We start from the raw sequence: 21,708 nt of genomic DNA, 5'->3' as shown, positions 1-21,708 counted from the left end.
TCTGGAACAGGAAGGAAGCGACCGATAATGAGCAAGCCAGAGCGCAAGGTGCATTTGAATGTGTTTTTGAGGGGAGCCGGCCATCATGCGGCGGCGTGGAGACACCCCGATACGACTCCGGAGCTCGGCTTCGATTTCGGATATTATAAGCATTTGGCGCAGACTGCCGAACGGGGTCTGCTGGATTCGGTGTTCATGGCGGACGGTTACGTCGGGACGGGGCGAAGGCTGGAGCCGTTCACGCTGTTGTCGGCGCTGGCGGCGGTGACGGAGCATATCGGTCTGATCGGCACGGTGGGAACGACCTACAACGAGCCGTATCATGTCGCGCGCAAATTCGCATCGCTGGACCATATTAGCGGAGGACGCGCCGGATGGAATATCGTGACCGGGCATACCGACGAGACGGCGTACAATTTCGGGCGGGAGTCGCATCTCGAACATTCGAAGCGTTACGCTTACGCGGGCGAATTCGTGGAGGTGACGAAGCGGCTGTGGGACAGCTGGGAAGAGGACGCGTTCATCGCCGACAAGCAGGCGGGCGTCCAGATCGATACGGGCAAATTGCACGAGGTCGGTTTCCAAGGCAGCTTTTACAAAGTTAAAGGGCACTTGAACATCCCCCGTCCGCCGCAAGGGTATCCGGTGCTCGTACAGGCAGGCTCCTCGGAAAGCGGAAAGGAGCTGGCCGCCGCGACCGCGGAAGTCATCTTCACCGCACAGCCGACTTTGGCGGAAGGGCAGTCGTTTTATGCGGACGTCAAGTCGCGCTTGGCCAAATATTCCCGGTCTCCCGATCAGCTCGTCATATTGCCCGGACTCAGCCCGATTATCGGCGATACGGCGGCCGAGGCGCAGGACATCGAGGACCAGCTGAACGCTTACACGGACGTCAAGGAAGCGGTAGAACGGCTGTCCGAGCGGTTTGGCGTCGATTTGACCGGCTATCCGGTCGACGGTCCGATTCCGACGCGCGCCTTCGAGCAGGCGAAGGGCATCGAAACGGTCAACGGGAGCAAGAGCAGGCACCAGCTCATTCTCGATCTGATCCGCAAAGAAAACTTGACGTTCCGGCAACTGGTCAACCGCCTTGCCGGCGGTCGGGGCCATTTGACCTTTACGGGCACGCCGATTCAACTGGCCGACGTCATCGAGCAATGGCTCCGCGAGAGAGCGTCCGACGGCTTCAACGTCATGCCGCAAATTTATCCGAGCGGCTTGGAAAAATTCGTGGACAAAGTCGTACCGGAGCTGCAAAATCGCGGGTTGTTCCGCACCGGATACGAAGGAACGACGCTTCGCGACAGACTGGGGTTGAAGCGGCCGGCCAACAGCTTTCAAGCGAGCCCGGCAGCCTTGTAAGACGATATCCTATTCGTACATCCCGATCCGCCATCATGGACGGGATGTTTTACATGGGAACGGGCAAAGGAGTGTGATATGGGAATGTCAGCTTATACGATCGGAGTTTTGGCGGGGGACGGGATCGGCCCGGAAATAACGTCTGCGGCGATGACGGTATTGAAGGCGGCGGAGAAGCGTTCCGGATACGAGCTGTTCGATTGGTTGGAGCTCCCGGTAGGCAAGGCGGCGATCGAACGGTACGGACAGCCGCTGCCGCAAATGACGAAGGACGCTTTGCGCGGCTGCAGCGGCTGGCTGATGGGCCCTCACGACTCGGCGTCTTATCCGCCGGTGTACAAGGCCGAGCGGAATCCGAGCGGGGAGCTGCGCCGCAGCTTCGATTTGTACGCCAATATTCGTCCGAGCCGGTCGCTTGCAGGAGTGAACGGGTTGACGAAGGAGGCGGATCTCGTTATTTTCCGGGAAAATACGGAAGGCTTTTATTCGGACCGAAACATGTTCGCCGGGGCGGGCGAATGGCAAGTAACGCCGGATATCGTCCTGTCTGCGGGCGTCTTTACGAGGAGGGCGGCGGAGCGGATCGCCGATGCCGCATTCCGGGCCGCGCGGAAGCGCCGCAAGCGCGTGTCGATCGTTCATAAAGCGAACGTGATCAAGCTGGGGTTCGGCTTGTTTTTGGAGACGTGCTACGAGGTATCGAAGCAATATCCGGACGTCGCCGTGGACGACTTCCATATCGATGCGGCCGCGGCCCATCTCGTGCGGCACGCGCACCGGTTCGACGTCATTTTGACGACGAATATGTTCGGAGACATTTTGTCCGATTTGACGGGAGAGCTCGTAGGCGGCATCGGACTGGCGCCGGGGCTCAACGCGGGGGACGAATGGGCTATGGCCCAAGCGGCCCATGGCTCGGCGCCGGATATAGCGGGGACGGGCGCGGCGAATCCGACGGGGCTGATCTTGTCGGCGACGATGCTGCTGGACTGGCTTGGCGAGAGGCACTCCGACCGCCGCGCGGAAAAGCTGGGCCGGGTGATCGACAAGGCGGTGTTTTCCGCGCTTGCTGGCGAAACGCGTACTCCGGACTTGGGCGGGAACGCCTCGACTGCGCAATTCGCCGAAGCGATAATTGCGAAATTGCCCGTTTGAAGCGGGAGGGTGAGCAGGAGGGAGATGGATACAGCGGGTAGGGAGCGCCGGGAACGACAGCTTGCAGTGTCCGTTCACCCGATCCGCAAATACGACAAAGGCCGGAACACCGCTGGCGTTAGCGGTGTTCCGGCCTGTTCATGACGCATATGATTTCTTTGATCTGATCGCTCGGTTAAATGACTTCTACCGGGAACAGCTCGGTCGACAAATACCGTTCTCCCGTATCGGGAAGCAGAACGACGATCGTTTTGCCCGCATTCTCCGGTCTGTTCGCGATTTGCAGCGCCGCATAGGCCGCCGCGCCGGAGGAAATGCCGACGACCAGCCCCTCGGTTCTGGCGAGCAGGCGAGCCGTTTCGAAGGCGTCCTCGTTTTTGACGGTGACGATCTCGTCGACGATATCCTTGTTGAAGTTGCCCGGGACGAAGCCGGGACCGATGCCCTGGATTTTGTGCGGTCCCCGTTCGCCTCCGGACAGGACGGGCGAGCTCAGCGGCTCGACGGCGTAAATGCTCACCGACGGTTTCCGCTCCTTCAGCACTTCGCCGACGCCTGAAATCGTGCCGCCCGTACCGACTCCGCCGATGAATATATCGACTTCTCCGTCGGTATCGCGCCATATTTCTTCTGCGGTCGTCTTGCGATGAATGTCCGGATTGGCCGGATTTTCGAACTGTTGCGGTACGAACGAATTCGGGATCGTTGCGGCGAGCTCGTTGGCTTTGCGGATCGCTCCGGGCATGCCTTCCGAAGCCGGGGTGAGAACAAGCTCCGCGCCTAGCGCGATCAGCAGCTTGCGGCGCTCGATGCTGAAGCTTTCCGGAAGCGTAATGATCAATTTATAGCCGAGGGCCGCGGCCGCGAAAGCGAGTCCGACTCCCGTATTGCCGCTCGTCGGTTCGATGATGACCGAATCTTTATGTAATACGCCCCGCTCCTCGGCATCCTTGATCATGGCATAACCGATTCTGTCCTTGACGCTTCCGGCCGGATTGAAATATTCCAGCTTGGCGACGATTTTGGCGCCGGCGTTGCTTTTCTTATTGAAGTTGACCAGCTCCAGCAAAGGGGTGTTGCCGATGAGCTGCGTAAGATTGGTAGCGATTTTAGCCATATGATTTCCTCCCGAAATAAAATAGGATTGCTTGCCGCCAGTTTATCTGAGTCTATTCCCACTTAAACCTATATGAATTATTGGTTAATTAAACTTTACTACGATTTGGTAAAAAAAACAATACCGTTTCCTATATAAATCCGCCTTTTGGTGCAGGATTCGTAAAAAGGAGGCCTGCCTTGGCGGTTGAATGCTATCATTCTTGCTGCGTTATCGCAGCTGGAACACACAGAGACCGGGTAGGTTGCGACAATTGCATAGATATGCGCCAAAGTACGGCGATTGAGCAGATCCGTACTTAACTAGTCAAGATGTGCCCAAGACGCTTCCAATCGCTTAAATCGTCATACTCTTGAACGGAAGCAACAGATAGCGCCATGGTGCCGTTACATATGAGCTTTCAGCCTAAAGGCTTTTCCGTACCGACACCACGTACTGCACGAGGACATCAACGAATACCGAAAAAACAGAAGCGGAACAAACAGTTCCGCTATTGCTACCCAACACGTCGAAAATCGGACTTACAGGAACAAAAAGTTCCTCTATCCCGTCCGGGAACACGATTTGTAGCCTGCCGTCGGCTAATAGCGGAACTTATCGTTCCGTTTGGATCCCTGAACGCGCTTCCACTTCCGCATAGAGGAACAATTTGTTCCCCCATAGCGAGTTAGCGGAAAGGAAATTTCCTTTCTTCAAACGTCAGACTGCAGTCCAGCAACGCCACACAACGCAATTGGAGCCGCGCGCGGGTGAGAAAACCAGCCTGACGATCGCCACAGACGGAAGGCAAGATGCGATTCCGCTGATGGTGCTACTGCTATTGCTACTGCTACTGCTACTGCTACTGCTACTGCTACTGCTACTGCTACTGCTACTGCTGCTACTTCTGCAAGATGGGATTCGACCTCGACCTGAGCCGCAAACTATCCCTGAAGTGCGTCGATAATCGATTTTCCTGTATTGGCAAACCGACGAGGGTATGTTACACTTTAAGAAATCGATTACTAAGACATTATACACAGCTTTTCGTTCGGTCCTTTTCATTCCGGTCGAAATATGCCGGAGGCCGGAAGAGAAGTAGTGCGAGCCGATATTAATCGATTTCTTTTTAACAGGGGAGAGCCAATACGTAATGGACAAACGAACGGGGAAAATGGCGGGCACCGGAACGATCGTCGACGTGCGAATGGCGGATGGCGTCATCGCAAGCGTCACTCCATGTTCCGAAACGCCCGAAGGCGAGCTGCCTTGGATATCGCCCGGCTGGATCGACTTGCAAGTAAACGGCTATGCGGGCTTCGATTTCAATGCGCAGCCCGTGGACGTGAAGGATGTTCTGGGCGTGACGGAGCAAATGAACCGATACGGGGTAACCTCGTACTTGCCGACCGTCATTACCGGCAGCTTCGAGCGCATGAAGCAGGCTGTCGGGCAAATCGGCCGCGTATGCGACGAATACGCAAGCGCCGCCGCATCGATTGCCGGCATTCATGTGGAAGGTCCGTATTTGTCCCGCGAGGACGGACCGCGCGGAGCCCATCCGAGGGAGCATGTACGCGAGCCGGACTACGACGAGTGGCTGCAGCTGCAGAAGGAAAGCGGCAACCGGATCCGGATGATTACCGTGGCGCCGGAACGCCAAGGAATGGCGGAGTTCGTCAGACGTTTGGCCGACGAAGGGATTACGGTGTGCATCGGACATACGGCGGCTTCGCCGGATCAACTGGATGCCGCGATAGAAGCCGGAGCGGTATTGTCGACGCATCTCGGGAACGGCTCCCATCCGGTGCTCGCCCGTCATCCGAACTATATATGGCACCAATTGGGCGATGACCGTTTGTGGGCATCCTTCATACCCGACGGACATCACCTTGCCCCGGCCGTATTGAAATCGATGGTGCGGGCGAAGCGGGATCGCTTCGTGCTCGTGACGGACTGCGTCGCTCTCGGAGGCATGCCTCCCGGGAAATATCGCTCGCTCGTCGGAGGCGAAGTGGAAGTTCATGCCAACGGACGGTTAAGCACGGCCGACAACCCGAATATACTGGCAGGGTCGGGAGTAACGATGCCGGAATGCGTGGCCAATGCGATCCGCTTCGCCGGATTATCCATGAAGGAGACGGTGGAGGCGATTACGGAACGTCCGGCGAATGTACTGGGCCGGGAAGATCTCGGTCGGCTCGTGCCGGGCGCGGCCGCCGATCTTACGCTGTTTCATACCGACAGCGACGGTAGGGTCGAGGTGCTCGAAACGATCGTGAAGGGCAAAACCGCGTACGCGGTTAAGCGGGGATGAGGCGAGACCGTTGGACGGCCGCCGAATATTTCAGGGGAGAGAGTGAGCACACATGAAGAAATATGCCATCGTCGGAGCGGGCGGGAGAGCGCTTGCGATGTTTGCCAAACCTTTGGCTACCGAGCTGCAAGGCGTAGCGGAGCTGGTCGGGGTGTACGATGTGAACCCGGTCAGAGCCAAAATATTGAGCGAGCAATCGGGCAACGTTCCGCTTTTCGACGATTTCGATACGATGATCAGCGTGGCGAAGCCGGATGCCGTTATCGTGACGACGCCGGACAATCTGCATGACCACTATATTATCCGCACGCTGGAAGCCGGATGCGACGCGATTTCCGAGAAGCCGATGACGACCGACGCCGAGAAGTGCCGCGCGATTATCGATGCCGAGAAGCGTACGGGCAAGCGGGTTATCGTCACGTTCAACTGCCGCTTCATGCCGTACGTCGTCCGCATCAAAGAGCTGCTCAAGGAAGGCACGATCGGCGACATTCTTCACGTCACGCTGAACTGGTCGCTGGACACGAGACACGGCGCGGATTATTTCCGTCGTTGGCACCGTCAGATGAAAAACAGCGGCGGTTTATTGCTTCACAAATCGACGCATCATTTCGACATGGTCAACTGGTGGCTGAACGACGAGCCCGAATCGGTGACTGCCAACGGTTCGCGGCTGTTCTACGGTCCGACCCGGGTAGAACGCGGACAAACGTGCTCGACCTGCTCCCATACGGACACCTGCGAATTCCATTTCGATATTACGGCGAACGAATTCACGAAATCGTTCTATAAGGAAGCGGAGAAGCACGACGGCTACTTCCGGGATCAATGCGTATTCGGCGACGACATCGACATTTACGATACGATGTCGCTTAACGTCAAATACAAGAAAGGCACGCAGATGTCGTATTCGCTGAACGCCTATAGCCCGTACGAAGGCTGGAAAGCGACGTTCGTGGGCACGAAAGGCCGGATCGAGGCGGAAGACAACCACAGCGGCGCCGGTCATGAAGACCCGAACAACTATATCCGCATCTTCAACCGCAAAAACGAGCTGATCACCGTCCAAAGCCGCAAGGCCGGCGGCGCGCACGGCGGCGGCGACCAAAGACTGCGCAGGATGATCTTCGTAGGCGACGTGGCCGATCCGCTCGGTCAAATGGCCGGCTCCCGGGCGGGAGCGATGTCGCTCTTGATCGGTGCTGCAGCCAACATTTCGATAACAGACAGCAAAAAGGTCGTCATTGAGGATTTGCTTAAAGAAACGGTAACAAACTGAATTTATCGTACATGGGGAGGATACACAGCAATGGCAATCATCATATCGGATACACCGGAGCAATTGGGGGCAGCCGCCGCGAAGCAGGCGGCGGAAGTCATTCGCGGAGCGATCGCGGCGAAAGGGAAGGCACGTATCGTCCTGTCGACCGGTGCGTCCCAGTTTCAATTTATTCAAGCGTTCGTAAAAGAATCGCTCGACTGGAGCAAGGTTGAAATGTTTCACCTGGATGAATATGTCGGCTTGCCGGAAACCCATATCGCCAGCTTCCGCAAATATTTGAAGGAACGGTTCGCCGACATTGTCCCGGTCGGACGCGTATTTTACGTCAACGGTGAGGGAGACGTAGCCGCCAACATCAAAGCTTTGACCGAAGAGCTTCGCAAGGAGCCTATCGATTTGTCGCTGATCGGCATCGGGGAGAACAGCCATATCGCGTTTAACGATCCGCCTGCCGATTTCGATACGAGAGAAGCTTACATCGTCGTCGATTTGGATGACGATTGCAAAAATCAGCAGGTCGGCGAAGGCTGGTTCGCTACGATCGACGATGTGCCGAAGCAGGCAATCTCGATGACAGTGCATCAAATCATGCAGGCGAACACGATCATTTCCTGCGTGCCGCACAAGGTGAAGGCGAACGCGATCAAGCTGACGATGGAGAATGAGCTTACGAATCTGGTACCGTCCACGATGCTGAAGACGCATGCCGACTGGACGCTGTACGTCGACCGCGAATCGGCCTCGCTGCTTGATTCCGCTGCCGTACAAAACGCGTAAACCATAAGAGACGAATGAAGTCCCCGTACTGCGAGTCGCAAGTACGGGGGCTTTTTGTCGATCCGCTTATTGACGGGGCATGGGCGAGGGCGTATGATGCTGATAAAAGGGAAGTGCTCGCCTGCCGATGTAGGCCGGGGGCCGTGGTCGATCGAATCCGGCTGGACGGTGGCGGAGATCGTTTCGGGTCTCCTGATGGGACTGCCGGAGGAAAGGTGGCTTCCGTTTATCGAACAATGGATAAAGGATGATGGGGATCAAATGAAACTTGCATGCTTCGGGGACAGCATTACCGCCGGTCAATATTTGACGGATAGCGACACATTTGCAAGCAAGCTGGCGGACCGCTTCAAGTGCGAAGTCATAAATGCGGGAGTTCCCGGCAATACGACGGGACAAGGCTTGGCCCGCTTCGAGCGCGATGTGCTGGAGCATCGTCCGGACATCTGCATCATCGCGTTCGGCATGAACGATCATGTGAACAAGGAGCCCGGTACGGCGAAAACCCCTTTGCCGGAGTTCCGCGGCAATTTGACGCACATCATCGAGCGCCTTCGCGCAAACGATATCGTACCGGTGCTTTGTACGGCCAACCCGATTATCGAAGGGGATGAGGAGCGGTATTATTACCGCCGGCACCCGAAGGAATGGTACCGCAATCCGTCTGGGGCCCAGGCGTGGATCGATCTGTACAACGAGGAGATACGCGCGCTGGCCGGGTCGCTCGGTGTCGCGCTGGCCGATGTTGCCCTACGGTGGCGGCAATATACGGAGCAGGGCGGGCAGCTTGACGATCTGCTGCGTACGGTCGAGAACAGCGGAACGGACGACGGCGTCCATCCGACGGCGGCAGGGCAGGAATTGTTCGCCGCTTGCATCGGAGAGACGCTGGAGCCGCTGATCCGGTCTTAAGGCGGGCATGACGGCGGGGGAGGAGTCGTGTTCATTGCGGTGCCCGGTCCGGTCGTGATACGATGGAGTCAGACGATAACCTGGACGTTATAAATCTCGGTGTAAGGAGATTCCGACGATGACGATGAAGCCTGGCAATGCGGGGATGGGCCGGATCATTCCGATTTTGCGCATGTTCGATGAGGAGAAGACGAAGCAGTTTTACTTGGAATTTCTGGAGTTCAATATGGATTGGGAGCACCGCTTCGACGATTCGGCGCCGCTGTATATGCAGGTTTCCTCCGGACCATGCGCGCTGCATCTGTCCGAGCATTTCGGCGACGGCAGTCCCGGTGCGGCGATCCGGATCGAGCTGGCCGGTATCGAGGCGTTTCACGCCAAGCTGCTGGACAAACGGTACAAGCATGCGCGGCCCGGACTCGAGAAGACGCCGTGGAACACGGCCGAATGCTCGATTCAAGACCCGGCGGGCAATCGGATCATTTTCTACGAAAATTTGTAAATGACAAAGAAGGACATCGGCCGACTTCGGTCCGATGTCCTTTTCCGTACTAAGCAAGCTTACGGCTGCACGTTGATGAACGGAGTGGCGCCGCCCGTTACGTTAGGCAGCTTGCCGTCCCATTTCTCGATCGCTTTCAGCTGCGCTTCGATTTGACGCAGCGAGATGAGCTCTTGGGTAACTTCCTGCTTTTGCAGACGGAGCGCTTCGGCTTGTGCCTGCGCGCGGGTAATTTCCTGCTCCTTCTCGATTTTGATCCGTTCGAGATCGAGCTTCGACTTGAGCGCCTGCTGCTCGGCGATTTGCTTCTGTTCGATGGCGCGGTCGAATTCCTCGGAGAATTTGAACTCGGTAATGTTGATATCGTCCAAAATCATGTTGTACAGGCTCAGTTTGGCCGCCAGCACCTCTTTCACTTTGGCGCTTACTTCGGAGCGCTTGGAGATGAGATCTTCCGCCGTGTATTGCGCGGTAACCGCCTTGAGAGACTCTCCGATAGCCGGATCGACGATGCGTGCTCTGTACTCCATACCTACATTCTTATACAAGCTGTTAATGGTCGTACCGTCCAAATGATAGTTGACGGCCAATGTCGTGGTGACGGTTTGCAAATCGCGGCTCGCCGATACTTGATTGGACTCGGCCTTCTGGACGCGTACCTCGATCGGGATTACCGTTTGGATAAACGGCATTTTGAAATGCAAGCCTTCCTCCAGCACTTTCGGTTGCACCGCGCCCAACTGCAGAACGACGCCGCGATGCCCCGCCTGCACGATCGTAAACGATTGGAAGGCCAGAAGCGCTATAACGATAACGATGACGAGACCTGCTATACCTCTGGACATTGCTTTCGGATTGGGGGGACGGACTACTCTCGGTTCGGTCATGATCAGACTCCCTTCTTTATTTGCATGTGTATACCCCTCTTTACGGATCAGCCGTGAAAAAGTTTCAAAACAATCGACAATAGACCCCGGCACGGATGCAGGGGTCTAAATGGTCACAAGAAAAGCCTACTTCAATAGGGTGTCGATCCGATCCAGCTCCTCGTAGGAGAAGTCGAGATTGCGGAGCGCCGCCACATTTTCTTCGATTTGCGAAACCCGGCTTGCTCCGATCAGCGCGGACGTCACGCGACCGCCCCGAAGCACCCAGGCGAGCGACATTTGCGCGAGCGATTGACCGCGTTCGTTAGCGATTTCGTTCAACGCGCGGATTTTATTCAGCTTCTCCTCCGTGACGTCCTTCGATTTCAGGAATCCGGACGATTTGGCCGCTCGTGAATCTTCTGGAATACCCGTTATGTAACGGCTGGTCAGCAAGCCTTGCGCCAACGGGCAAAAGGCGATCGATCCGGCCCCCACTTCGTCGAGCACATCCTGCAGCCCGTTCTCGATCCAGCGGTTAAGCATGGAGTAGGATGGCTGATGGATGAGCAGCGGCGTGCCGAGCCGCTTCAGAATGGCGGCGGCTTCCGCGGTTTGCTCGGCGGAGTAAGAGGAGATGCCGGCATACAATGCTTTTCCTTGCCGTACGGCTTGGTCGAGCGCCATCATCGTTTCCTCCAGCGGCGTTTCCGGATCCGGCCGGTGCGAGTAGAAAATGTCGACGTAATCGACGCCCATCCGCTTCAGGCTTTGATCGAGACTGGAGAGCACATATTTGCGCGAGCCCCACTCTCCGTATGGGCCGGGCCACATGTAATAGCCCGCTTTGGTTGAAATGACCAGCTCGTCGCGGTATCCGGCAAAATCCGATTTCAGAATGCGGCCGAAGTTTTCTTCCGCGCTTCCCGGAGGCGGTCCGTAATTGTTGGCCAGATCAAAATGGGTGATGCCGAGATCGAACGAACGGCGCAGCATTGCGCGCATGTTTTCCAACGTGTCGACACCGCCGAAATTGTGCCATAGACCGAGGGAGATGGCCGGCAGCTTCAGGCCGGATTTTCCGCATCGGTTGTATTTCATCTCGGCGTAGCGGTTTTCCAGAGGGGTATATGCCATGACGGTTTCACGCTCCTTGTCCTATTCTCCCCCATCATAACGTCTTGACTCGGATACCGCAATTTTTTTCTGTTCCGCCTAGCGCATTTCCATGCCGGTATTGCGCAGCTTGACCTTGTAGGTTACCCGGATGTCCGCTTCGGGAAACTGCTCCTCCCATTTCATTTGTTTCCACATAACGGGATGATGGGCTTTAATATGGCTCCCGATACCGAATGCGTCAGTCTTGTATACGTGTTGCAGCTTATTTACGAGTTCGGCCGTATTCTCTTCCAAATACCGGACCGCGTCGCTTTCCAATTGCCGGATCGTCTTCGCGTTCATCAAATCCGCGTCGAACGTTTTCTCCAGCAAGTTGCCCTCGATCGAGACGGTAATGCGTACGACCGCTTTGCCGTCCTGAAACGAAACCTTCTGCTTCGAGCTGACGAATTCGGTGTTGATCGTGGCCAAATGCTCGGGGTTTCCGTCGAACGGGAATACGATATTGCCGCCGTCCCTTTTCTCGCGTATGCGCATGACCCGCCAAGTTTCTCTTTCATTCAGCCTGCCGACCATGCGGTCTTCATGGAACAAGACGACCCCGCTCCATTTGATGTCGTCGCCATTGACTTCGATGTAGTTCAAATACGGTTCCCTTGACCGGGACGACAGATCAATGAAAAAATCGCCGAGGTTTATGTCGGGTATGCGGCCGCTCCTGGCACCGTTCTCGATCAGCGTCATAATGAATACGGTCGGTATTTGCTCGAGTGTCGGAATTGCGGTCAAAAGCTCGCGCCCTTCGCCTTTGACGACGACCGGCCAGAGCAGGCGGCGTATTTCGGGATCGCGTCGAAACGGGTCGAGAATATGGTTTAGTCCGGCTTTAGCCACATCTTCTCCGATCGCAATAATGCGAGTATGACCGTAAAACAGCTCCTGATTCAATCGCTTTTGCAAGTTTTGAAAGGCGTCGACGACCGTTTGGCCCGTAGAGCTCATCACTTTCACCGAGTGCTTGCCGTCGGCCCCTCCGCTTCCGGCTCCCGAGCCGGCGATCCGGATCGGAATCGGGATTTGAACGGTCAATACGATCACGTTCGGGTTGTCCTTGGATTTGTCGATCGCGATCGCAACGACGGACGTCCGCTCCTCGATTTCTCTTCGGTCCCAGCAGCCGGTCAACATGAACGTAAGGAGGAACAGCATCAATGCAGCCCGCAACGGGAACCGCAAGCTTTTGTCCATGCTATGATTTCGTCTCCTTTCCGTTCTTCTTGGCATATCCGCTTACGCCGCGAATCATTGAAAGGACCAGCAACAGGACCGGAACGACGAACGCAAGGACAATACCCAAGTAGCCGCTCCACTTCTGGTACTCGAACAGCTTTTGCATGTTGGGCGGGAATAGGGAGAGCCAGTAGAAGCAGGGAAGAAGAATGACGGCAATCCAGCGATGGCTGCGCAGCTTGAACGTTTCGCGCAAGATCGATGCCGTCGCGTAATACATATTGCCGACGCTCGTAAATACCGCCGCAACCCAAACGCCGAGAAACGCCGACTCCAGCCGCTCCAAGATCAACCCCGGCACTTCCGTCGTCTTCACCAGCTCGAGCGTGGGCCAAGCAAGAAGCCGCATTTCGTCAACCCCGAATACGGAAATGCCCGATATGACGATCAGAACGTATATAAAGCCTGGAATGGCTATGCCTACCATTGCGCCTGTCATCCGTTTCTTGCCCGTCTCCGCATGAGCATAAAAAACCGTCATCAGCTCGAAGCCCAAATAGGACGTGGACGTGAAAAAAATACTTTTGAACAAGCCTTTCCAGTTGCCGTCGAACAACGGCAATATATTGTCCAGCCGCGCGCTTTGCAACGAGGAAAGGGCAATGACAAGCACAGGTATGACGATGATCGGCAGCAAAATCTCATTGACCCGGGCCAGCACTTCCTCGCTGTACATAACGAATACGAAGGAGGTGAGCAGCATGGTGGATATGATCACTTCAAGCGGCGTTTTCGTCAAGACGGTCGTAATGACAACCTCGCCGAACGTACGCGCGACGAGGGCGGTCGAGACGGCCCAGAACAGGAATAAAGCCATAAACAGCGGAAAACCGAGTATTCGGCCGACAAGAGGGTGCTTCGCCGTGCCAAGTATGCGAGTAGTGTATCCCACAATGGATTGGCCGGCGAAACGATTGGACAGCTTGACGATAACGGCCATGGCGAGCATGGCCAACAGGGTCCCGCTGATCGCCGCTATCCATGCGCCTTCCCCGACCGATTCAGCAGTCTCCCGTGGCAGCGTCAACACTCCGACACCGATTAAGGTGCTGGCGATAATCGCGCTCGATTGACGCATGCTGATCAGATAGGACTTACTGTTTCCCTCCGGCGAAGGCGCCTTCGGAGCTTCCTTCCGATTCGTTTCGGTCGTTTGATCGATGTTGTCCGCCCTCCGTTCGTCCGGCTCCGGATCCGGAATTGCCGCGCTTTTTGTCCAGCGTTTTGAAAAAGGCCGGCCGTTTCTTCATCCATTGAAACGGCGCCCGGATGAAGGCGTCCTTGAAATCACCGAATCGGCTCGGAGTAAGCGGAGACAAATACGGTACTCCGAAAGATTTCAAGGAGCACAGATGCATGATGATCAGAATGAGCAGCAGCATTATGCCGTAAAGTCCGAACAAGGCCGCCGCCACCATCATCGGAAATCGGAGCATCCGCAAGGCGATTGCGGCACTATAGCTGGGGGCCGCAAACGAGCCGATCGTGGTCAACGCGACGATGATCACCATGATCGGGCTGACGATGCCGGCCTGGACCGCCGCTTGCCCGACGACGAGAGCGCCGACGATGCCGATGGTCGGCCCGATCGGACCAGGCAGCCGGACGCTCGCTTCCCGCAATATTTCCATCGTCACCTCCATCAGGAACGCCTCTATGATGGATGGAAACGGTACCGTCGACCTTCCCGCCGCCATGGCGATAACGAGCCGGGAAGGAATCATTTCCGGATGAAACGAACTGAAGGCGATGTACAGCGAAGGGAGCAGCAGCGCCATCACCATGCTGATGACGCGGATGAGCCGGATCAGCGTGCCGATCAGGAACCGTTCGTAATAGTCCTCCGGACTGTGGTAAAACTGCGAAAATACGGAGGGCGCGATCAGCACGAACGGCGTTCCGTCGCAGATGATAATCACTTTGCCTTCGAGCAAATTCGCAGTCGCTTTGTCCGGCCGCTCCGTATTTTGAATAAGCGGAAAGGGCGTCCAATGGCTGTCCTCGATAAACTGCTCCAAGTATCCGCTTTCCAGGGCGGCATCGATATCGATTGCTTTGATGCGCTTGATGACTTCCTCGACGATAGCGGGGTTTGTCACTCCATCCAAGTAAACGACGGCGATATCGGTGTTGGACCGGCGTCCGACCGTCATATGGCGGATACGCAGGTTCGGATCTTTCAGCCTGCGCCGAATTTGCGCCGTGTTGATGCATATGGTTTCGGTAAAACCGTCGCGCGGGCCGCGAACGACCGATTCGGTGCGCGGCTCGTCGATGCCGCGTCTTTCCCATCCTTTCGTATTCAGCAGGAGGGCGGTATTCACGCCGTTCAGCAGCAGGGCGGAGTCTCCGGACAGCACCGTGCGGATTACCCGGTTCAGCTTGTCCGTCCGCGATTGCTCTCCGATCGGAATTCCGGTTTTCTCCAGCCAATCCACCAAGGGGACGGATCCGTCGCCTTCCTCCGGCAAGCATTCCGCCGACATGAGCGGCGTAATGATATTCTCGTTGATCGTCTCGTTATCGCCAAGTCCGTCGATATATACGATAGCGGCTTGAAGCTTGTCTTTCCCGACGATAAAACGGCGGATGACAAGATCTCCGCTATCCCCGAACGTTGACCGTACGGCTTCGATATTCGCTTCCAAATCGTCGGTCAGCGGAAAATGATTCAATGCGGACACCGTATTCTCGAATCGGCTGTCCAAGCTGGCCTGGAGCTGTTTCGACCGGCGCTGCATCAAGCTGGAAAGCGCAATCGGTTTGCGATAATTGGTGCCCATTCCGCAACTCACCTCGTCCCCTTAGGTTTCCCACCAGAGGAAAATTATACGACCGGACGGCAAAAATAAATGGCGCAAAAGGAAAGGGCCGGGGATGAATTCCCCGGCCCGGCCTTATCGCATACGATCAAGCTATTTAATCGTTCAAAGCGGAAAGCAGTCTTACTAGCACAGCGTTGCCGTTCTTCGCTATTTTGACTTCCGCATATTTGGCCGTGCGCTCCGTCTCCAGTCCCGTACCTTCCTCGACGAAGAAGCTTTCGATTCCGTATTCGATCCGGTTCCATTTCCATTTTCCGTTGATGATCGTTTCGCCCGGACGGGCCTCGTCACCTTCGGAAAATAACCGATCGAACACGTAGACGCCGGAAGGTGAACGGGCTAGTACGGCGGAAATTTTCGTTCCGTCCTTCAATTCTTCCGGCATCCGCGATGCGGGCGGCTCGGAAATCGTATAGCTCAGCTCAACGTAGTCGCCTTGCAGGATGGAGCGCGGATCGCGCGGAAGCAGCTCCAGATAGACGGTTGTGCCGCCTGCGAGAATCGCTTCGCTGCGCCCGATTTGGACGGACATGACCAGCAATTGGGCCAAGACGATTGCCGTGATCCAAATCAGTTGAAAGCGTGAGCGGGAACGCGGGCGAGCGGACGACGTTCCGGCTGCCCCAGACGATCTGCGTTCCAGCCAATAAGTCAGCGCAAGGATCAGCAGTCCGATGAGAGCGAGACTCCATGACTTGTGCAGCAGCTTCCAGGCGGTATCGTAATATTTCCAGAGAAGGAACAGCGACCAGAAGCCGAAGCCGACCTGGAAAGCCCATATTTCGCGCTGGCGGTACGCCCATATGATGCAGGCGAGCAGCGTGGCGAAATACAATCCGTCGTAGGCGTAATGTCCGGCGGCAAACGTCAGCAGCAGGAATACGGTCAGAAAGGAATAATAGCCGCAATGCCGCAATGCCCGCCGCAGCTGCAAGTCCGGCGATAGAAGGTGCGCCGCATAAACAAGCGGCATAGCGGCCGTCAAGATGGCAAGCGCTGTCGTATGGTTATCCAGAACGGCTCCCAGCCACAGCTCCGCGATGACGACAGCGGCCGCGAACCAAATCATACGTTCGGCCAGAACCGAGCCGAGGAAGAAGGCGAGCGCCGCAACGGCCAAATACACAAGCAGCAGAGGCATATAGTCTTGGAAGAGCGCAGCGCCTACTCCGATGCTCAGGCCGGTGGCCAGCAGCGTATAGCGGATAACCGGGTTCAACTTCCGGGCGACGACCATGGAGATCGAGGCGAGCAGACCGAATCCGTTCAGCACGTACTCCGGATTTTCAAAATCGAGCACGACAAGGATAAAGCCGATCAGCGTAATCGTACCGATGATCGTCCCGATCGCGATAACGGATACTGTAAGCGCCCTGATGACCATTTTACGAGCGGGGGCTGGGCGTGTGCGCTTATTCGCGATTTCGTTCCGTTCATCCGCTTCGGGCTGCCCGTCCGCCGGTTCGTCCTGCTCCGGCGGCGAGAGAGATTTGACGTATTGAATCCAACTGGCCCCGCCCCATATGAACAAGGCGACGAATACGAGGCCGGTGACGAAAAACGATTCGCCGATTTCGAAGCGCACCATCAGCTCGATATATTTCAGGACGAGAAAGGCCGAGACCAGCAGCCCGTTCCAGAGCAAGTAAGTCTGATTGGCGGCGCGGATATACAAAAAAGTAGTGCCTGCCAGAAGAGCGACCACGACGATATTGAACAGCCAGTACGTCTGCTCGAAAAAAAACGAAACCGACAAAACGATTCCGATCACCTGCATGATCGAATAGGAAAGGAATTGCAGCAGCGGCGAAACGAGCTTTCTCGCAAGCGTCAATGCATATACGATTCCGTTCAATAGCGCCAGTGCGGCCAGAATTCCGGTAATGCCCCCTTCTTCATAGTCCGAGAAGCCGACGCTCGGGAAAAAATAAAACCAATACGTCAAATGGGCCAGTGCGTAAGCGAGCGCATAGAACGGCTGCCAGCGGATCAGCAGCGCGAAGGCCGTTGCCGCCACGAGCCAGATCGCGAATAACGCATAGTTGTCGGCGTGGGAGTTATAGGTTTGACCGATGACCGCCAGTCCGATCCCGAACGCGATGTTGCAGCACAGCAAGGAGAGACGGCTCAAAAACCGCCGGTTCGTCCTCGTTTTCAAATAGGCGTACAAACCGAACAATGCGGCTGATAGCAGGAGCATCGGCCATACTTTTTGCCACCGCTCCAGAACGCCCCAGTTGGATGCGAAAAAATAGACGAGGGAAGCAAGAATCGTCCCGCTGGCGATCGTATACCCCGCATTGAAGCCTAACCGTTTCGTTTTCATGGGCTCCTCCCCGCGAAACCTGAAAAGTGTCGGAGTTCAGGTTCTTATACTCTTTATTGTACGCGTTCCGCGGTTTGAACCAAAGTACTAACTTTTTGTAGTACCCGGACGGGGGATGGAATATTGGCGGAAATTCATGTGGAATCAAATTTGGGCTCTGCCGATAGGGGGGTGCTCAGTCGGATTTTCTCGGCCTTCATACAATATCGTGATTGAAGTTCATAGGTTAGGGAGTGTCCGTATGGGTGCAGGCAAACCGATAAAAGCGAAAAGAAGTGCAAGACAAACGCATGTTCATGAATTTACGGCCAGCACCAAGCTGGCCGAGCAAGGAAACGATCGGCATAACCATCGTTTCGCGGGCGTTACCGGACAGGTGATACCCGTAGGGAACAGCCATGTCCACGAAATCAAACTCGTGAATACGGATTTTCTGAACCATCATCACAGAGTCAGAAAAATAAGGACCGGTCCTGCCATTCCGGTAGGCAACGGCAAACATGTGCATTTCGTTCAAGGGATGACCACATTAAACGACGGTCATGTTCATCAATTCAATTTCGCAACATTGATTCAAAAGCCTTTGGTGTAGACCGGGAACGGAATCATAGCAATACAAACGGGCAGTCGCCATTTCCAGGCGGACTGCCCGTTTGCGTTGCTATACATTCATACTCAGCGGCTTACCCTTCCAGCCAGCTTCTTACGGTGCCTATCAACGCATCCTTCGAGCGGAAGCCGACCGCCTTGTTCACGGGCTCTCCGCCGCGAAACAAAACGAAGGTCGGCACGCCCATAATGCCAAGCTTGCCAGCGAGGCCGGGGTGATCGTCCACGTTCATCTTCGCTACGGTCACGCGGTCCCCCAAATCGCGCTCCAGTTGTTCAAGAGCCGGCTCCGCGGCTCTGCAAGGACCGCAGTAAGGGCTGGTGAAATCGATCAGCACCGTCTCCTGTTCCTTGACGATTTGCGTCCAATTGTCATCCGTCATCGCGATCGCTGTCATTCCTTTTGTCTCCTTTCATTCGTACCGGCGACGACTGTCCCCGCTCCTCCATAATCGCCCGGACCCGGTCCTCCAAATTCGATTTGATCCGGGCCAGCAGCCGGATCTGGTCGTCGAGCTCGGCGATCTTCGTTTCGTAGACCGGCAGTACGTCCCGGCAGAACGCTTCTTTGTTTTGCAGCACGCATTGCAAAAAACCGGCGATCTGCTCTGTCGTGAAGCCCAGGTTCAAGTAAAACCGGATCGTCTCCACCTGCTCGACCGCAAACGGGCTGTACTCCCGATACCCGTTGTCGGTCCGCATGGGCGCAAGCAGCTTCTGTTGTTCGTAATATCGCAGCGAGCGCAAGCTTGCGCCGGTTTGGCGGGACAGCTCTCCGATTTTCATCCGCGACGCCTCCGATTGTTCGTTTTCCGTGCCGCACATCCACTATAAACCTTGACATTGGTGTCAAGGTCAAGAAACTTTTTTACTTAATTGTAGCGGAAGCCGGCCCGTGTGTGTAGTCCTTTATCTGCTTACGGCGGCCTGCGGCCTTGACGGAGAGATCCAGCGGATATATAATCAGGGTAACTTTGTACTGGGAGAGATTTTGATGTCGGTGTACGTTCTTAACTAAACCCAATTCCATAGCGAGGCTGCAGTTGCCTTCGGGAGCATTCCGCGTTAATCGGGGTGCTGGCTTTGTCGTTCCCGGCAGCGCACCTCCGGAAATTAGTTAAGAACAGCGGATATCATCCAATGCCAGGATAAGCTTATCCAAGCGCCGAATCCGTGCTGTTGTTCAGCACGTTTTTTTGTTTGTTTCGGTATGCCCGCATAAGCGATAAGGAAGGCAAAGAATGACGTTATGCTCATTCTTTGCCTTCCTTTTTTTGTTTTTTACTCAGGTTGACAAAAGGAGAGATCGAACGATGAACGAACGCAACATGCAACTGCTGGAGTATGGAAAAATCAAGCAAGCGGTGGAAGAGTACGCCGTGTCGTACTTGGGCAAGAGACACGCCATCGACATGAAACCGCTGACCGGGCTGAGGACGGCGCGGCATGCGCTGGATGAAACGGCCGAGGCGCTGGCGGTATTGAACAACGGGGCGAGCGTGCCGATCCCGTCGCTTGGCGGGATCGAGACCGTTCTCCAGCTGTCGGGGACCGGCTATGTGTTCGACGAGCGGGATTTTGCCAACATCCGCCTGTTCCTGCAAGGCTGCGGCCAGCTGGCTTCCTATATGGCCTCGAAGCTGGCGATCGCGCCGCGGGTAGCCGTATATGCCGATTCGCTGCATGAGCTGGCTTCGTTGAAGCGGGAAATCGACAGGTGCATAAGGAACGGGCAGGTGGACGACGGAGCAAGCCGCGAATTGACCAAGGCGCGGAGAAAAATTGCAGCCGTCGCCGAGAAGATCAAAAATAGGATGGACGCGCTTATGAGCAGGCATCGCCCGATCATGCAGGAAAATTTATACAGCCTGCGATCCGGCCGTTACGTGCTGCCGATCAAAAAAGAGCATCGGAAGCTCGTAAGCGGGAGCGTGCTGGATGAATCGTCCAGCGGCCAGACGGTGTATATCGAGCCGCAGGAAATCGCGCACTTGCAGCACGAGCTAGCCGAGCTGCGGGCAGAGGAGGCGAGGGAAGAGACGAAGGTGCTCGCCTACTTGACGGGGATCGTGGAGGAATCGGACCGGGAGCTGCGGGTTAACGTCGAGACGATCGGGGCTTATGATTTCCTGTTCGCGAAGGCGAAATATGCGCTGACCGTCGGAGGCCGGAACGTGGAGCTGAACGACAGGGGTTTTATCCGGTTGCGCGGCGGGAGGCATCCGCTGTTGGGTCCGTCTACCGTCCCGCTCGATTTTACGATCGGCAAATCGTATTCGACGCTTATTATTACCGGGCCGAATACGGGAGGCAAGACGATCGCCCTGAAGACGGTAGGACTGCTGACGTTAATGGCGCAATCGGGCATGCCCGTGCCGGTCGGCGAAGGCAGCGAGCTCGCCGTCTTCACGAATGTGACCGCCGATATCGGCGACGGTCAAAGCATCGAGCAATCGCTCAGCACGTTCTCCGCCCATATCCGCAACATGGTCGACATTTTGAAGATCGCCGACCGGTCCACGCTCGTCCTCTTGGACGAAATGGCGTCCGGCACCGATCCGGGCGAAGGAGTCGGGCTGTCCATCGCCATATTGGAGGCGCTGCACGAACGGGGGGCTACCGTCGTGGCGACGACCCATTTTAACGAAATCAAACATTTCGCCGCCGACACCCGCGGATTTCAGAACGCCCGCATGGAGTTCGATGCGGAGACGCTGCATCCGCTCTACCGGCTGCGCATCGGGGAAGCCGGACAAAGCTACGCTTTCCATATCGCCAGTAAATTGGGCATTCCTCCGGACATTATCAGCAGGTCGCAGGAATGGACGGCCAATAGGGGAATCGAGCGAAGCGAGGCTATCGCGGCAAAGACTCTGCCGCCGGAGGAAGAAGAGGGACCGGAAGCCCCTGAGCCTACGCAGCCTGCTGCCGGGGAGAAGGAGGAGGGCGCGAATCCGGTGCCGAAGCGATTCGAGGTAGGCGACAGCGTACTCATCTCGTATTTGGGCAAGACCGGCATCGTGTACGAGGAAGAGGACGGTCGCGGCAATGTAGGGGTCATGATCCAGAAGCAAAAATGCAAAATCAACAAGAAAAGACTGGTCCTGCATATCGCCAAAAAGGAGCTGTACCCGGACGATTACGATTTCGATATCGTATTCGAAACGAAGGAAAACCGGAAAAAGAAAAAGCTGATGAGCCGCAAGCACGTGGAAGGCGTCATGATCACGAAGAAATCGGACGAGTGATGCATTTTTCCTCGTAAAGACG

The 21,708-nt window shown here is 56.0% G+C and carries 18 protein-coding genes; 9 read left to right on the top strand and 9 right to left on the bottom strand.

Annotated elements, in window-relative coordinates; all coding sequences use genetic code 11:
* Positions 1 to 27: 27 nt before the first annotated feature.
* Both FE784_RS02675 and FE784_RS02670 read left to right on the top strand, forming a co-directional pair.
* The gene (locus FE784_RS02675; protein WP_139600564.1) at positions 28 to 1,362 is read left to right on the top strand and encodes an LLM class flavin-dependent oxidoreductase; all 1,335 of its coding nucleotides are present in this window, start codon (positions 28 to 30) and stop codon (positions 1,360 to 1,362) included.
* A gap of 84 nt (positions 1,363 to 1,446) precedes the next feature.
* Positions 1,447 to 2,517 (top strand): isocitrate/isopropylmalate dehydrogenase family protein, encoded by a 1,071-nt coding sequence (locus FE784_RS02670; protein ID WP_139600563.1) that lies wholly within the window; start codon positions 1,447 to 1,449, stop codon positions 2,515 to 2,517.
* A 175-nt stretch (positions 2,518 to 2,692) separates the two neighbouring features.
* Here the strand turns inward: FE784_RS02670 and cysK are convergent, their stop codons facing one another.
* Positions 2,693 to 3,634 (bottom strand): cysteine synthase A, encoded by a 942-nt coding sequence (gene cysK, locus FE784_RS02665; RefSeq protein ID WP_139600562.1) that lies wholly within the window; start codon positions 3,632 to 3,634, stop codon positions 2,693 to 2,695.
* 1,132 nt (positions 3,635 to 4,766) lie between these two features.
* Here cysK and nagA point away from each other — a divergent pair.
* The 5 genes from nagA (at position 4,767) to FE784_RS02635 (ending at position 9,403) form a co-directional block, all read left to right on the top strand.
* Positions 4,767 to 5,930: an N-acetylglucosamine-6-phosphate deacetylase gene (gene nagA, locus FE784_RS02655; RefSeq protein ID WP_139600560.1), complete on the top strand. Its 1,164-nt coding sequence runs from the start codon at positions 4,767 to 4,769 to the stop codon at positions 5,928 to 5,930.
* Between the two features lie 52 nt (positions 5,931 to 5,982).
* Positions 5,983 to 7,209: a Gfo/Idh/MocA family protein gene (locus FE784_RS02650; protein ID WP_139600559.1), complete on the top strand. Its 1,227-nt coding sequence runs from the start codon at positions 5,983 to 5,985 to the stop codon at positions 7,207 to 7,209.
* A gap of 30 nt (positions 7,210 to 7,239) precedes the next feature.
* Positions 7,240 to 7,989: a glucosamine-6-phosphate deaminase gene (locus FE784_RS02645; protein ID WP_139600558.1), complete on the top strand. Its 750-nt coding sequence runs from the start codon at positions 7,240 to 7,242 to the stop codon at positions 7,987 to 7,989.
* Between the two features lie 93 nt (positions 7,990 to 8,082).
* Positions 8,083 to 8,901, top strand: a complete 819-nt coding sequence (locus FE784_RS02640) for an SGNH/GDSL hydrolase family protein (RefSeq protein WP_139600557.1) — start codon at positions 8,083 to 8,085, stop codon at positions 8,899 to 8,901.
* Between the two features lie 118 nt (positions 8,902 to 9,019).
* Positions 9,020 to 9,403 carry a glyoxalase superfamily protein gene (locus tag FE784_RS02635; RefSeq protein ID WP_425465523.1) on the top strand — a complete coding sequence of 128 codons (384 nt, stop codon included), beginning with the start codon at positions 9,020 to 9,022 and terminating at the stop codon, positions 9,401 to 9,403.
* A 59-nt stretch (positions 9,404 to 9,462) separates the two neighbouring features.
* Here the strand turns inward: FE784_RS02635 and FE784_RS02630 are convergent, their stop codons facing one another.
* The 6 genes from FE784_RS02630 to FE784_RS02605 all read right to left on the bottom strand — a co-directional run bounded on the left by FE784_RS02630 (position 9,463) and on the right by FE784_RS02605 (position 17,829).
* Positions 9,463 to 10,248: a prohibitin family protein gene (locus tag FE784_RS02630; protein ID WP_425465525.1), complete on the bottom strand. Its 786-nt coding sequence runs from the start codon at positions 10,246 to 10,248 to the stop codon at positions 9,463 to 9,465.
* Positions 10,249 to 10,416: 168 nt separating this feature from the next.
* The gene (gene mgrA / locus FE784_RS02625) at positions 10,417 to 11,406 is read right to left on the bottom strand and encodes an L-glyceraldehyde 3-phosphate reductase (protein WP_139600555.1); all 990 of its coding nucleotides are present in this window, start codon (positions 11,404 to 11,406) and stop codon (positions 10,417 to 10,419) included.
* A 78-nt stretch (positions 11,407 to 11,484) separates the two neighbouring features.
* Positions 11,485 to 12,636: a Ger(x)C family spore germination protein gene (locus tag FE784_RS02620; protein WP_176705914.1), complete on the bottom strand. Its 1,152-nt coding sequence runs from the start codon at positions 12,634 to 12,636 to the stop codon at positions 11,485 to 11,487.
* A gap of 1 nt (position 12,637) precedes the next feature.
* On the bottom strand, positions 12,638 to 13,756 hold the full coding sequence (locus tag FE784_RS02615; protein WP_139600553.1) for a GerAB/ArcD/ProY family transporter: 1,119 nt from the start codon (positions 13,754 to 13,756) through the stop codon (positions 12,638 to 12,640).
* 16 nt (positions 13,757 to 13,772) lie between these two features.
* A complete protein-coding gene (locus tag FE784_RS02610; RefSeq protein ID WP_246131872.1) occupies positions 13,773 to 15,461 on the bottom strand; it encodes a spore germination protein in 1,689 nt (562 codons plus the stop codon).
* A gap of 136 nt (positions 15,462 to 15,597) precedes the next feature.
* The gene (locus FE784_RS02605) at positions 15,598 to 17,829 is read right to left on the bottom strand and encodes a GDYXXLXY domain-containing protein (RefSeq protein ID WP_139600552.1); all 2,232 of its coding nucleotides are present in this window, start codon (positions 17,827 to 17,829) and stop codon (positions 15,598 to 15,600) included.
* A gap of 241 nt (positions 17,830 to 18,070) precedes the next feature.
* Between FE784_RS02605 and FE784_RS02600 the strand changes: the two genes are divergently transcribed.
* Positions 18,071 to 18,421 (top strand): YmaF family protein, encoded by a 351-nt coding sequence (locus FE784_RS02600; protein ID WP_139600551.1) that lies wholly within the window; start codon positions 18,071 to 18,073, stop codon positions 18,419 to 18,421.
* A 91-nt stretch (positions 18,422 to 18,512) separates the two neighbouring features.
* Here the strand turns inward: FE784_RS02600 and FE784_RS02595 are convergent, their stop codons facing one another.
* Positions 18,513 to 18,836 (bottom strand): thioredoxin family protein, encoded by a 324-nt coding sequence (locus FE784_RS02595; protein WP_139600550.1) that lies wholly within the window; start codon positions 18,834 to 18,836, stop codon positions 18,513 to 18,515.
* Positions 18,811 to 19,224: a MerR family transcriptional regulator gene (locus FE784_RS02590; RefSeq protein ID WP_139600549.1), complete on the bottom strand. Its 414-nt coding sequence runs from the start codon at positions 19,222 to 19,224 to the stop codon at positions 18,811 to 18,813. Before FE784_RS02590 ends, FE784_RS02595 begins: the two co-directional genes overlap by 26 nt.
* A gap of 527 nt (positions 19,225 to 19,751) precedes the next feature.
* On the opposite strand from FE784_RS02590, the gene FE784_RS02585 reads away from it, so the two are divergent.
* The gene (locus FE784_RS02585) at positions 19,752 to 21,686 is read left to right on the top strand and encodes an endonuclease MutS2 (RefSeq protein WP_139600548.1); all 1,935 of its coding nucleotides are present in this window, start codon (positions 19,752 to 19,754) and stop codon (positions 21,684 to 21,686) included.
* Positions 21,687 to 21,708 lie beyond the last annotated feature (22 nt).

This window comes from Paenibacillus hemerocallicola, assembly GCF_006265175.1.
Lineage (GTDB): Bacteria > Bacillota > Bacilli > Paenibacillales > NBRC-103111 > Paenibacillus_AB > Paenibacillus_AB hemerocallicola.
This window is presented reverse-complemented; position numbering and strand designations above follow the sequence as displayed.

Bases quoted from the DNA above. Each gene is read 5' to 3' on its own strand.
- FE784_RS02595 (WP_139600550.1), bottom strand. From the start codon at position 18,836: ATGACAGCGATCGCGATGACGGATGACAATTGGACGCAAATCGTCAAG.
- mgrA (WP_139600555.1), bottom strand. From the start codon at position 11,406: ATGGCATATACCCCTCTGGAAAACCGCTACGCCGAGATGAAATACAAC.
- FE784_RS02600 (WP_139600551.1), top strand. From the start codon at position 18,071: ATGGGTGCAGGCAAACCGATAAAAGCGAAAAGAAGTGCAAGACAAACG.
- nagA (WP_139600560.1), top strand. From the start codon at position 4,767: ATGGACAAACGAACGGGGAAAATGGCGGGCACCGGAACGATCGTCGAC.
- FE784_RS02675 (WP_139600564.1), top strand. From the start codon at position 28: ATGAGCAAGCCAGAGCGCAAGGTGCATTTGAATGTGTTTTTGAGGGGA.
- FE784_RS02615 (WP_139600553.1), bottom strand. From the start codon at position 13,756: ATGCGTCAATCGAGCGCGATTATCGCCAGCACCTTAATCGGTGTCGGA.
- FE784_RS02640 (WP_139600557.1), top strand. From the start codon at position 8,083: ATGATGCTGATAAAAGGGAAGTGCTCGCCTGCCGATGTAGGCCGGGGG.
- FE784_RS02605 (WP_139600552.1), bottom strand. From the start codon at position 17,829: ATGAAAACGAAACGGTTAGGCTTCAATGCGGGGTATACGATCGCCAGC.
- cysK (WP_139600562.1), bottom strand. From the start codon at position 3,634: ATGGCTAAAATCGCTACCAATCTTACGCAGCTCATCGGCAACACCCCT.
- FE784_RS02635 (WP_425465523.1), top strand. From the start codon at position 9,020: ATGACGATGAAGCCTGGCAATGCGGGGATGGGCCGGATCATTCCGATT.
- FE784_RS02650 (WP_139600559.1), top strand. From the start codon at position 5,983: ATGAAGAAATATGCCATCGTCGGAGCGGGCGGGAGAGCGCTTGCGATG.
- FE784_RS02630 (WP_425465525.1), bottom strand. From the start codon at position 10,248: ATGTCCAGAGGTATAGCAGGTCTCGTCATCGTTATCGTTATAGCGCTT.
- FE784_RS02585 (WP_139600548.1), top strand. From the start codon at position 19,752: ATGAACGAACGCAACATGCAACTGCTGGAGTATGGAAAAATCAAGCAA.
- FE784_RS02590 (WP_139600549.1), bottom strand. From the start codon at position 19,224: ATGAAAATCGGAGAGCTGTCCCGCCAAACCGGCGCAAGCTTGCGCTCG.
- FE784_RS02620 (WP_176705914.1), bottom strand. From the start codon at position 12,636: ATGGACAAAAGCTTGCGGTTCCCGTTGCGGGCTGCATTGATGCTGTTC.
- FE784_RS02645 (WP_139600558.1), top strand. From the start codon at position 7,240: ATGGCAATCATCATATCGGATACACCGGAGCAATTGGGGGCAGCCGCC.
- FE784_RS02610 (WP_246131872.1), bottom strand. From the start codon at position 15,461: ATGGGCACCAATTATCGCAAACCGATTGCGCTTTCCAGCTTGATGCAG.
- FE784_RS02670 (WP_139600563.1), top strand. From the start codon at position 1,447: ATGTCAGCTTATACGATCGGAGTTTTGGCGGGGGACGGGATCGGCCCG.